Origin of the sequence: Streptomyces sp., assembly GCF_035563135.1 — a bacterium.
Lineage (GTDB): Bacteria > Actinomycetota > Actinomycetes > Streptomycetales > Streptomycetaceae > Streptomyces.
The window spans coordinates 1-12,060 of sequence record NZ_DATMVN010000861.1 but is presented as its reverse complement, the minus strand read 5'-3'; the positions used below and the strand labels follow the sequence as shown (position 1 = coordinate 12,060).

8 protein-coding genes and 2 pseudogenes are annotated in these 12,060 nt (G+C 68.9%); 7 read left to right on the top strand and 3 right to left on the bottom strand.

Going from position 1 to position 12,060, the window contains the following annotated elements; all coding sequences use genetic code 11:
- A partial coding sequence (locus VN520_RS38020) for a Gfo/Idh/MocA family protein (protein WP_325751518.1) occupies window positions 1-1,441 on the bottom strand: 1,441 nt, incomplete at its 3' end.
- A 915-nt stretch (window positions 1,442-2,356) separates the two neighbouring features.
- On the opposite strand from VN520_RS38020, the gene VN520_RS38015 reads away from it, so the two are divergent.
- From VN520_RS38015 to VN520_RS37990, 6 genes and pseudogenes are all read left to right on the top strand, one after another.
- Window positions 2,357-2,560 carry a cold-shock protein gene (locus VN520_RS38015; RefSeq protein WP_014158060.1) on the top strand — a complete coding sequence of 68 codons (204 nt, stop codon included), beginning with the start codon at window positions 2,357-2,359 and terminating at the stop codon, window positions 2,558-2,560.
- 808 nt (window positions 2,561-3,368) lie between these two features.
- The gene (locus tag VN520_RS38010; RefSeq protein ID WP_325751517.1) at window positions 3,369-4,691 is read left to right on the top strand and encodes a geranylgeranyl reductase family protein; all 1,323 of its coding nucleotides are present in this window, start codon (window positions 3,369-3,371) and stop codon (window positions 4,689-4,691) included.
- A gap of 15 nt (window positions 4,692-4,706) precedes the next feature.
- Window positions 4,707-4,814: pseudogene (locus VN520_RS38005) on the top strand (IMP dehydrogenase); the annotation flags it as partial.
- Between the two features lie 426 nt (window positions 4,815-5,240).
- Window positions 5,241-7,565 carry an FhaA domain-containing protein gene (locus VN520_RS38000; protein WP_325751516.1) on the top strand — a complete coding sequence of 775 codons (2,325 nt, stop codon included), beginning with the start codon at window positions 5,241-5,243 and terminating at the stop codon, window positions 7,563-7,565.
- A gap of 363 nt (window positions 7,566-7,928) precedes the next feature.
- On the top strand, window positions 7,929-8,543 hold the full coding sequence (locus VN520_RS37995) for a hypothetical protein (protein ID WP_325751515.1): 615 nt from the start codon (window positions 7,929-7,931) through the stop codon (window positions 8,541-8,543).
- Between the two features lie 218 nt (window positions 8,544-8,761).
- Window positions 8,762-9,496 (top strand): annotated as a pseudogene (locus tag VN520_RS37990) (transposase).
- Between the two features lie 24 nt (window positions 9,497-9,520).
- On the opposite strand, the gene VN520_RS37985 reads toward VN520_RS37990, so the two are convergent.
- Window positions 9,521-9,868 (bottom strand): VOC family protein, encoded by a 348-nt coding sequence (locus VN520_RS37985; RefSeq protein ID WP_325751514.1) that lies wholly within the window; start codon window positions 9,866-9,868, stop codon window positions 9,521-9,523.
- A 91-nt stretch (window positions 9,869-9,959) separates the two neighbouring features.
- A complete protein-coding gene (locus tag VN520_RS37980) occupies window positions 9,960-10,808 on the bottom strand; it encodes a LysR family transcriptional regulator (RefSeq protein ID WP_325751513.1) in 849 nt (282 codons plus the stop codon).
- A 96-nt stretch (window positions 10,809-10,904) separates the two neighbouring features.
- Here VN520_RS37980 and VN520_RS37975 point away from each other — a divergent pair, with 96 nt between their 5' ends.
- Window positions 10,905-11,636, top strand: coding sequence for an SDR family oxidoreductase (locus VN520_RS37975; RefSeq protein ID WP_325751512.1), 732 nt, complete (start codon window positions 10,905-10,907; stop codon window positions 11,634-11,636).
- The last annotated feature ends 424 nt before the right edge of the window (window positions 11,637-12,060 follow it).

Here is a 12,060-nt window from a genome sequence, read left to right as displayed (position 1 = left end):
TGCTGCGCGAGTCGAGTCCGGGGCGGGCGTTGACCCAGCTGCCTCGAGTGAAGTCCGGGACGGCGACCGGACGGCCCTTGTTTTCCAGGGACATGACACTCAGGGGGACCGGTGCACACCAGGACGCCGAGTCGTACACGTCGATGTCGGGCACCAGCCCCGCGCGCATCAGCTGTACCGTGCGCCATTGGAGGACGTAGTCCATGCCGCCGTGACCGCCGTTGTTCGCGGCGTCATCGCCGATCTTCTTCCACAGCCAGTGGTCGAACTCCTTGCGGTAGGTGTCGAAGTCCCGCCAGGAGTGGCCGTCATGGTCAGGCTCGACGTAGATGCGTCCCCCGGTCGGCGACGTACCGGCGTAGTCCTCGAAGATGCCGCGACTGCCGGCGAGCGTGTTGATGCGGCTGTACGGGCGGGGCGAACTCACGTCGTGCTCGGCCCGGATGGTCCTGCCCTTGGCGGTTTCGATCGCGCAACTGACCAGGTCGCCGTTGATGTATGTCTCGCGCCACGAGGGATGGGACTTGGGTACGAAGCGTTCCCGGTAGTCGGCGAGTCCCTTCGGCGCGGTCGCGGTCGCCTTCAGCGTCGTCATGCGGTCGCCGCGGTTGATGTCCATGGCGGCGGCGATCGGTGCCAGACCGTGCATGGCGTAGAAGGAAGCGGTGCTGCGGGTGTGCCAGAGCCGACGCCACGCGTCGGTGTAGTAGGTGTCGGAGAAGAGCAACTCGCGCAGGTCGTGCAGGTAGCCGCCGTGGCCGTTGGTGACCTCACCGAACAGGCCCTCGTGGGCCATCCTGAGCATGGCCAGCTCGTTACGGCCGTAACTGCAGTTCTCCGACAGCATCAGGTTCCTGCGGGTGCGCTCCGAGGTGTCCACCAGGTCCCACAGCTCGCCCAGACCGGTCGCTATCGGCAGTTCCACGACGACGTGCTTGCCGGACAGAAGCGCGGCTCTGCCCTGTTCATAGTGAAACTCCCACGGCGTGGCGATGTAGACGAGGTCGATGTCGTCGCGTCGCAGCATCTTGGCGTACGCTCCCGCCGAGCCGCCGTACTCCGCAGGGCGGGGGCTGCCCGCGGCCACCAGGCCGTCGGCCGTACGCCTGACGCGGTCGGCGCGGATGTCGCAGACGGCCGTGACGACGCACCCAGGGACGACGGACCAGCCCGTGGTCATGCCGGAACCCCGGTTGCCGAGCCCGATCACGCCGACCCGGACCGTCTTGTACGGGGCGAAGGGCACGTTGATCATCGTTTTCTGGCCGGGGCGGCGGCGCGGGGTCGCGGCCGCCGAATCGGCTCCCGCTCCTGATGCCGACGGTGTGGCGTTCGTGGCTGCAGCCGCGCCGGAGGCCGAGCCGAGGCCGGCCGCGGCGGCTCCTGTGGCCAGTGTTCCTCCGAGCATCAAGCGACGTGAGAGGGCGGCGATCTTGGGCATGGCGAGACACTCCTCAATGCGTGACCGACAGCACTGGCGGGGACGACTCTGGCCATGACGTCGACGTGTGTCAATAGATGCTCGAAAGAACCGCATTATGAACAAAATCAATCATTCGACTGCAGGGATGTATGCGTGGCAGGTGTATCCAGCTGTTCCGCCCCCTGTTGGCGGCCACGGGCATGGACGCCTTCTGGCTGGAAACGTATGCGCCGCAGCAGACGTCCTTGCCTGGGCGGATACCGCACCTGCAGCCGGCTCCACGTTCAGGAGGACCTTTCCTCCGACGAGGAGGAACTGTTCATTCCGTTATGCCCACGCCAAACACCTCAGGCCGTCAGGTACTCCGCCTCCGCCGCGTGCATGCTGATTCGGAAAACGGACCTCGTCGTGCGACATGACCGGCCATGCCGCAACGAGACCCGGAAGCGGCACGCGGTCTCGCGGCCCCTGCCCCGCACACGACCGCTGCGGTCACCGGAACCGCCCGGGGCGGGATCACGTTGACGGATTCCCCGATGACGGCTCAGGCGGAGAAGTCGTCAGGTGTGATCCTGTTTCGGGCGCCAGCAGGCCACGGGCCTGGTGGCGCCGAACCGTGCGAAGGCCAGCACCCGCCGTGACCTGCGGGTTCATCATGATCATGCGTCGGGCGGGGAGCCTGGCGATCCGGTGACGGTGCCCGAAGTCCGCGTCGGACCGTGTGCCGTAGGAGTGAGTGGGATCCACCGGATGTACACATCGCGCCGTTGCTCTCTGGTGGGGGCCGGTTTCGCCATGTAGCGTCATCGTCAGATGTCGTGGTCCGCCGTACCTGCCCGCGCTTCGGTGCGGGCGTTCTGCTGTGCCGGTCCGGACCACTACGTCCCCGGGACCGCGCGGTGCGGATCCGGATATCAACGGGAAGGCACGAGCATGGCCAGCGGAACCGTCAAGTGGTTCAACGCCGAAAAGGGTTTCGGCTTCATCCAGCAGGACGGCGGCGGGCCGGACGTCTTCGCGCATTACTCCGCCATCAACGCCACCGGCTTCCGGGAGCTCCAGGAAGGCCAGGCCGTCACCTTCGACGTCACCCAGGGCCAGAAGGGCCCGCAGGCGGAGAACATCACGACTGCCTGACCCGGTAGGCCGATGCCGCCCAGGCCCCGGACAGCACGATCCGAGGGCCTGGGTGCCGGCTTCAGCCGTTGCGGGCATCCGCGAGGAGCGGTCAGGCTTGCACCGGCCCGGCGTGGGGCGGCGGACGTTCAGTGTGAAGCGGCCTCCCGCCCGGCCCTCTCACAGGTGGTTCCACAGTGACCTCGACGCGAGACCGGACCCGGGCGCAGGGTCGGCACCGAGGCGTCCTGACGGACAGCGGGCGCCGTGGTTCGCGGCGTGCCGGGCCGAGTTCAGCAAGCATCACCGACAGTGTGGTCTTCGTACGACAGCCGGTCGGAATGCGACGGTCAGGGCCGTTTCCACGTCCTGGCCCTCGCCGGGCCGGAAGGCCGAGGGCCCGCCCTCTCCGTCCGCAGATGCGGTGGCCGAGCCTGTTCCATCAGATTCCCGTATCAACACCGAGACCCTCACGGCCCGGGCGTGGCGAGGGTTCTCGTTCCCGGGAGACAGTCTGATCACGTGCTGTGTGAACGCCGTCCTGCCGGCCGTCTCCTGAGCATGCGTCGCCTGAAGGCTTCCACCGGGGTGCCGGAGGCTGTCGGCGTCCCCGCCTCGATGTGTATGCGTGAACTGCGCCGGAGAGAAGCCGGCGTACGCCGGGGCAGTCCCGGCCGGGTACGTCCTCGCGACCTGATCGAGGGGATGCCGGGGACTCGGGCCGGGTATGTACTCGGTGCGTAGGCCCGGAGTCCGGCCCGCGGAGCGAACCACCGTGCCGACGTCACGTCGCACGGCCTGACACGCCCCACGCACCGAGGAGCAGCAAGTGGAGACGGACGAGGGTATGGATTCCGGCGATCACCGGGCGCAGGTGATCGTGGTGGGTGCGGGCCCCGCGGGTTCCGCTGCGGCGCTGCACCTGGCGCGGGCCGGCGTGGACGTACTGCTGCTCGAGAAGGGCACCTTCCCCCGCGACAAAGTGTGCGGGGACGGGCTCACCCCGCGGGGTGTGCAGCAACTGGTGCGCATGGGTGTCGACATCGACGCTCCGGGCTGGATGCGCACCAAGGGAATGCGGTGCGTGTGCGAAGGGCGCCAGGTACACATCGACTGGCCTGGCTCGGGCAGTCATCCGGACTTCGGCCTCACCCGCTCCCGGCACGACTTCGATGACATCCTGGTTCGCCACGCCGTGGCCGCCGGAGCACGGTTGTGCCTGGAGACGAAGGCAACGGGCCCTCTGACCGACCGTGCCGGACGCATCGTCGGCGTGAGCACCGTCGTGGGAGCCGAAAAGCAGCCGAAGAACTATCACGCCCCCGTGGTGATCGCGGCCGACGGCGCCTCCGCCCGGACGGCCTTGGCCATGGGGCTGGAGCGGGACCGGAGCAAGCCGATGGCGACCGCCGCGCGCCGCTACTACCGCAGCGAAGTCCGCACCAGCGACCCCTACCTGGAGCTGTGGGCCGATCTGCTCTGTTCCCGCACCGGCCGCGACCTTCCGGGGTACGGATGGATCTTCCCGCTGGGTGACGGCCGCGTGAATGTCGGTCTGGGCGCCCTCCCGCACCGTGGCCGCGGAGCAGTCGATCTGCGGGCCACGATGGACCAGTGGCTGACCCGGATGCCTCCGCACTGGGAGCTGCGGGAGGAGAACGCCGTCTCGCCGCTGCGCAGTGCCGCGCTGCCCATGGGTCTCAACCGCAGGCCTCAGTACCGTCGCGGACTGCTTCTGGTCGGCGACAGCGGCGGCATGGTCAGCCCGTGGAGCGGCGAAGGCATCGCCCAGGCCATGGAGGCAGGTCAGATCGCCGCCGAGACCGTCGCCCTCGCCCTGCACCGGCCGGTCGGGGCCGGACGTGAACAGGCGCTGCATCAGTACGTGAGCGAAGTGAACCGCCGCTGGGGGCGTTACTACCGGCTCGGCAACACCGTCGCCGATCTGGTGTTCGCCCGTTACGGCTACCGCCCGCTTCTCAGCCGCCGTGTCATGGCATCACCCGCTCTGGTGCGCACTCTCGCCCGGCTGCTGACAGACGGGACTGACGCACCTTCCGACGACCTGGTCGGCGCCGTCGTCCGCAGTCTCGTGCGGATGGTCCCCGCACCGAGCCGGCGCGCGCGGGTCATGGACGCACGCCGTCGGTGACCCCTGAGGCATGTGGTCCTCGGTGGCGGCGCCGTCGGACCGCTGGCCGTGCTGTCGGTCAGGCGACTCGGCGCCGAGCGAATCATTCCCATGGGCCGGCACAAGGGCCGGACCGGCCTCGGCTGCCGAGGGCCACCCCGTGCCATGGACCGGCGCGAAGCTCTCAAGGCTCTGGTCACCCCTGACCGGAGCCCACCGGCCTCGGCGCGTCCAGGGGTCCGCATCGCCACACAAGCCGCACGTGACCCCGCATCACACCCCGGGCACCCGCGGCTTTTCCGGTTGCGGAACAGGAGCCGCGACTCGCGCGCTTGGCCTGCCGCCCCGGTGCTCGGCCTCACCACCTCCTTGCGGGCCGTCAGGAGGACCCGTGTGAGGACCGGCTGCCGACCCGGAGTCCCCTCTGCGGGACCGGACCCGCTGTGACCGGGTCCTGCACCGGCCCGCCGGACCCGGCATCGGCCGAAGCGGGCGACTGCGGGGACGATCGAGTGAATCGCGGTGACACTCCGCAGCAAGGGGCGAATTCTGGCTAGAAAGACCCAGTCGGTGAACGCACATTCGCTCAAACGGCGGGCGATCCGTACCGGAAGGCTGACAGTGGGAACGCTGAACAAGCTGGAGCAGCGCTTCGAGGCCTGGGTCAACGGTGCCTTCGCCAAAGCCTTCAAGTCTGCGGTGCAGCCCTTGGAGTTCGTCGGCGCGCTCCGGCGCGAGTGTGACGTCAATGCCAGGATCTGGAGCCACGACCGCACGGTTGTGCCCAACAGCTTTGTCATCGAGCTCAACACCGACGACCACGCATTGCACAGCACATGTCTCGTCATGCTCGGCGAGGAACTGGTCGAGAAGGTGCGCGACTACGCGGAATCGCAGCTCTACTCCTTCGTGGGCCCTCTGAAGGTCCAGTTGCAGTGCGCGGGGGACCTGGAGACCGGGCGGTACCGGGTGAGAAGCCGGATCGAGATCCCTCCGGACGTCCAGCGAGCCATGGAAGCCGCTGAACATCGCGCAATGGCGGAGCGTGAGTGGGGCGGTCACGGAGGGGACGTGACCTGGGGAGGACCGCCGCGGTCCCAGGGCGGAGGGAAGCAGGTCCTGACCGCGGAACAGTTCAGGGAGCATGAACTGTCGGTCGGCAGCAACGGCATGCTGGTCCGAAGAGGCTTCCGGGCGGCCGCCAGGTCCTCGCAGCTTCGGAGCATGAAAGACCTCGGGACGAGGGGCGCTGACGCCTCCGAGTTGCTTGCGTCCGGATGCGGATCCCCGACCCGTCCGCACAGGCTCGGGGGCCGGCCTCCGGACGGAGCGGTGGCGGGAGCCGACCGGCCGAAGACACATGCTCCTGAGGTCCAGACATTCCTTCCCGCCGGCCAGCCGCAGACGTCTGCCCCCGGTGACGAGGACTGCTCCCGCGAGGACGCGCCCCGCCAATCAGAAGTTCACGGTAGATCGATGGCGGAAGCCTCCCGTCGCCGACGCGCCGAAACCGTCCCCAAGAGCGCTTCGAGACCATGGAAAGGACTGAACAGTATGACTAATAACCGTGACATCAACGTCAGCACCCCCGCACCTGCCGGGGGAGAGGACAAGCCGCACACCTTCGGAGGCCACAGGCCGCAGGACCGGTACGACGCGAGCGAGCCCTGGGGCTCCGCCTCGAGAGAATCCCGGCCGACGGCGCAGACGGCCGGCAGGACCACGCACGGCGAATTCGGGCCGCAGGCTCCTCTCGGAGCGTCCGTTGCCCATAACCCGGGCGGGACTCCTCCGTCACGCCCGTACGCCGGGCCGGCGCAGTCGTCACGGTCCGCTGATGGTCCACCGGCCGGCCACCGTGCGGCCGCACCCTACGCTCCTGCGGCGCTCGATCACTCGGGGCAGGGCGCCGCACCGGGGCACAGCTCATCGGCCGAGCTCTCGTCCGACCGTCTCCTGCGCAAGAAGTCCGGCGTCCGGGGCGGTCTCAAGAAGCTGCGTATCGGCGGAAGGAGGACCGAACGGGCACGGCAGCAGAAGCTGGCTGTGCTCCGCACCCCGGTGATGGACTGCTACAAGATCGCCGTCATCAGTCTGAAGGGCGGAGTCGGCAAGACCACCACCACGACCGCCCTTGGAGCGATGCTCGCCACCGAACGCCAGGACCGGGTCGTGGCGATCGACGCGAACCCCGATGCCGGCACACTCAGCCGCCGGGTACGCCGGGAGACGAACGCGACCATCCGCGACCTCGTGGCTGATCTCCCCGATCTGCCCAACTACATGGCGGTACGCCGCTACACCTCCCAGTCCCCGAGCGGCCTGGAGGTTCTGGCCAACGACGTGGATCCCACCGTCTCCACCGCGTTCAACGACGAGGACTACCGCAAGGTCGTCGGCTGCCTCGGGCAGCACTACCCGATCATCCTCACGGATTCCGGCACCGGCTTGCTCCACAGCGCCATGGGCGGTGTCCTGGAACTCGCCGATCAGCTGATCGTCGTCGCGTCGTCCAGCGTGGACGGCGCTGCCAGCGCGAGCACCACCTTGGACTGGCTCAATGCCCATGGCTACGCGGACCTCGTCCAGCGGAGCATCACCGTGGTGTCCGAAGCGCACACGACCGGCAAGCTCTTCAAGCTGAACGACGTGGTGGCTCATTTCCGTGCTCGTTGCCGGGGTGTGGTGGTGGTCCCCTTCGACGAGCACCTCTCCGCGGGAGCGGAGGTCGACCTGGCCAAGATGAAGCCGCAGACCCGTAAGGCCTATTTCAACCTGGCGACGCTCGTGGCCGCCGACTTCCACCGTACTCAGCCCGAGCCCGTGGGCTGGCCCGTTTTCCCGCACTCGGGGTACAACTCGGCCAGTGTCTTCTCGGCTCCGGTCTGGAACTGACCCCCTGTCCTTCCGGTCATGGACATGTGACCTTGTCGCGGGGCCTGCGCCGCCGAACGGCCGCTGTCCTCCGTCCCGCCTCCGCGACGAGCGCGGGCAGGGGGGCTCCGTCCCACCGGCAGCAGCCGGAGCGACGGCCATGTGGCGATCGGCCTGTTCCACGGCACCTACGGCGAGAGACACAGCCCTTCGCCGGCCGGCGGCCGAAGCTGTCGGTCACGTCGCCGCCGAACGGCGGTCGGCGGACTCCGAGAAGGGCCATGAGGGGGCGCCGGCACAAACATGGCGACTTGAATCGCTGCCATCGTGTGAATCTGACAGGTTTCCTTGTCGCTAACCCTGTTCGACAGGTATATTTGTCGTATGGATGATGCTGCGGCGATCCCGACCCCTGACAAGAACGACGAGAACTTCTGGACCACCGTCGTGACTCCGGTGGAGCCCGCCTGGAAGGAGCCCGCCGAGGACGACACGTTCACCATGGACGACGAAGTGCTTGACGCGGCCCGCGCGCTGGCGGAGCGGATTTCGACACGTGCGCTGGCCTATCACGCCGCCGGCAAGCGCTTCGATCCCGCTCTCATGGCCGCACCCGATGTGCAACTGGCGCTGCTGCGTGCGCTGTACGAAGCCAAGCGGTCCGTCGACCGGCTGGCGGAAAGCGCCGCGACCGTGGCCGGCCGCGGTGGAGCCAGCTATGCCCAGCTGGGTGCGGCCTGGGGTGGCATCAAGCGCCAGTCCGCCCGTCTCAAGTGGCCCCACGCGGTGACCAAGAGGTCTGCCAGCGAGTCCATTCCGCTTCACTACGCGGGCGGCACAGCCGTTGTTCACCACGATCCGGACGCTGACGCCTGGTGGTACACGGCCATCGCTGCGGATCAGCGGGACGAGGAGTCCGAAGCCGTCCACCCCACTTCCACCGAGGCCATCGCGCGGGCCACGGAGTTCCTCCTGGTGCACGCTCAGCCCACGCGGTGAACCTCCGTATGACGCTGGTCGCATCTTCGCCCTTGCCCCTGCGTCGCGCTCCGATCCGCCGGTCCCTGGGCCCGCCCGTAGGCGCATGACATTGCGGGGGCCTTGTGTCGAAAGGCCCCGGCAGTCACATGCCACCGCTCCCACCAGGCTGGTGCGGCGCCAGGGCGTGTATCGAAAGTGGATCTTGGACGTGTGATGATCGTGGTTCGTGGTACGTGGTGACGGATGCGCAGTGGGCGGTGCTGGAGCCGCTGCTGCCGAAAGGCAAGAAGTCTGGTCGGCCGCCGATGCGGACCCGACGGCAGCTGATCGACGGCATACGGCGGCGGACCCGGACCGGGACGCCATGGCGGGACGTTCCGGAGCGGTACGGGCCCTGGGGCGGGTGTACGGCCTGTTCCGCCGCCGGCAGCGGGACGGCACCCGGCAGCGGATCCTCACCGAACTGCAGGCCCGGGCCGACGCCAGGGGACTGACCACCTGTCCACTGTCTGCCGGGCCCACCAGCACGCCCCCGGGGCGAGGAAAAGGGGGACCTGCAAAAGGAACCGATCGTGATCACAGCCGGGCGGCGCGGGGACTCCCCGCAGTTCGAGCCCGTCCTGGAGAAGGTCCGCGTGCCCCGCATCGGGCCGGGCAGGCCCCGCACCCGGCCCGATCGCGTGCGCGCCGACAAGGCGTACGCCTCCCGCAAGAACCGCGCCTACCTGCGTCGGCACGGGATCCGCCGCACCGTCCCGGACAAGGCCGACCACGCCCGCAACCGCAAGAAGCTGGGCTCCCGTAGCGGCTGCCCATCGAAGTTCGACAAGATCGACTACCGGGAACGGCACGCGGTGGAGTGCGGGATCAACCCGCTCAAGAGACACCGGGCGGTGGCCACCCGCTACGAGAAACTCACCGTCCGCTACGAGGCGGCCGTGCTCGTCGCGGCCGTCAACGAATGGCTGTGACCCGCATTTCCTTATAGCCGGGAGTCAGCGGTGTCCAAGCACGTTGACCACCCGGCCGTTGGGGTCACGGACGAAGAACCGGCGCACCCCCCACTCCTCGTCCTGCAAGGGGTGAACGATCTCCGCGCCGCTCTCCCGCATGGCCGTGTAGGCCGCATTCACATCATCCACTTCGACGCTCATATCGGGAGTGACCGGTGCGGTCCTGTCGCCGGCCGTGAAGCTGATCTGCGCCGCCGGACTGGACGGGGACGCGAGCGTCATGATCCAGCCGTGGTTCATGACCTCCTCGAATCCGAGCAGGCCGTAGAAGTCCCGGCTCTCCTGCGCAGCCTCCGACTGGACATTGGGTACGACACGGCGAACGGCCATCGATAACTCCAAGGTTGACAACGGACCGGCGTTGAGGCTCTCCAGGAGTAGTACGCCACACCGGTCGCCGCACGGGCTTTCGGTAAACGTCCTAAAGGCGTGTTGCAGTCCTGACGAGGCCGGCGACGGCTCTGGACCGGCTGTGCGATGGCCAGGCGATCACAGTGGTGACCGGCGGTGCGTCCAGCACGGGCACGGAGGTGAGGTCACTGCGCAGTTGGGCTCGGCACGACTCCGGTGAGATCGCGCACGCACGGCCGAGCGCGATCAGCTGCAGCAACTGCGCATGGTCCCGGACCTGCGGGCCCGGACCGGGCGGGTAGGTGCCGTCGGGGCTGGGCCAGCGTGGCAGGGGCAGCCCCGGCAGCGCGGTGATGTCGGCCATGTGCACATGGGCCCGGGCGGCGAGGGGATGTCCGGCAGGCACGACGAGGACCTGGCTCTCCGTGCTGAGCTCTTCGGTGTCGAATCCGGCCGTCGAGTCGAACGGCCGGTGCAGCAGTGCCACGTCGGCCCGGCCCTCGCGCAGGAGCAGTTCCTGCTCGGCCGGACCGCACAGAGTTACGTCGACGGGGACCGCGCCGGGTTCGGCGGCATAGGCCTGGAGCAGCTTCGCCAGCAACTCGCTGGACGCGCCGGCTTTCGTGGCCAGCACCATGCCGGGACGGCCGGTCGCGGCGAGGGCGGCACGGCGGGTCCGGCGGACCGCGGCGTCGACCGCGTCGAGGGCTGCCCGGCCCTCGACCAGCAGCACCGACCCGGCCTCGGTCAGTATGACGCTGCGACTGGTCCGGACCAGCAGCGCCGACCCGAGCCGGCGTTCGATCTGCTGGATGGCCCGGGACAAAGGTGGCTGTGCGATCCCGAGCCGCTGCGCCGCACGCCCGAAGTGCAGTTCTTCAGCGACAGCGACGAAGTACCGCAGTTCCCGGGTCTTCACCCAGTCATGCTATCCCGGGATCGATACCTGGGGAGTATCGTCGCCCACCTGATCGGTGTTGGACACCTTGCCGGGGGCAGAGGCAGCATCGTCCCCATGAGCGAACGAACGATTGCGCTGGTCACCGGAGCGAACAAGGGAATCGGGTACGAGATCGCCGCGGGCCTGGGGGCCCTCGGCTGGCGGGTCGGCGTCGGCGCCCGCGACGATCAGCGTCGAGAAACCGCCGTCGAAAAGCTGTGCGCGGCCGGTGTCGACGCGTTCGGCGTCCCGCTGGACGTGACCGACGACGCGAGCACGACCGCGGCCGCCCGGCTGGTGGAAGAACAGGCCGGGGGTCTCGACGTCCTCGTCAACAACGCCGGCATCACCGGTGGCATGCCACAGGAGCCGACCCGGGTCGATCCCGCCACCATCCGGACGGTGGTGGAGACCAACGTGATCGGCGTCATCCGCGTCACCAACGCGATGTTGCCGCTGCTGCGCTCGTCCTCCGCGCCGCGGATCGTGAACATGTCCAGCAGCGTCGGCTCCCTCACCCGGCAGTCAGGGACCGCCGGCGAGCAGACGACGGGGCCGGTGGCCGTGGCATACGCGCCGTCGAAGACTTTTCTGAATGCTGTCACCCTTCAGTACGCCCGGGAACTGAGCGACACGAACATCCTGATCAACGCCGGATGCCCCGGCTTCGTCGCGACCGATCTCAACGGCTTCCGAGGGGTGCGCACCCCCGGGCAGGGTGCGGCGATCGCCATCGAACTCGCGACCCTGCCCGACGACGGTCCGACCGGCAGGTTCTTCGAGGACGCCGGAGTGGTGCCCTGGTGAAGCGGGCGGGAACCACCGGCGCCGGGGCAACGCTCCGCACCACTTCGGAACAACACTCCGGCCGGCGAAGCCGGAGCCGGGCACTGCCGCCCGCCTCGTCACCGTCGGTCCTGTGCGCAGGCGGCCCGCCCCGGAGAGAGCCGCTCTCGTGGGCGAGGGGACTTCCGGCGGCGCGGCCGGCGCGCCGGCCTTCACCCTGCCGTTGGCATTCCGCCCGTCCAATCGCACCACCGGCCCGCGTGAGGGCGGCGTGTCACCCGTGCCCGGATGACTTTCCATCGGTAGCCGGAGAAACCGGGACGGCCCGCCGGGGAACCTGCCTACGGGCCGTCTGCGACGACCGGTCGGGCAGGCCGGTGTTCCGTGGCCGGGTACTGCGTGGGACCGGACTGGCGCCCGGGCCCCGCTCGTGGCCCTGGATCTC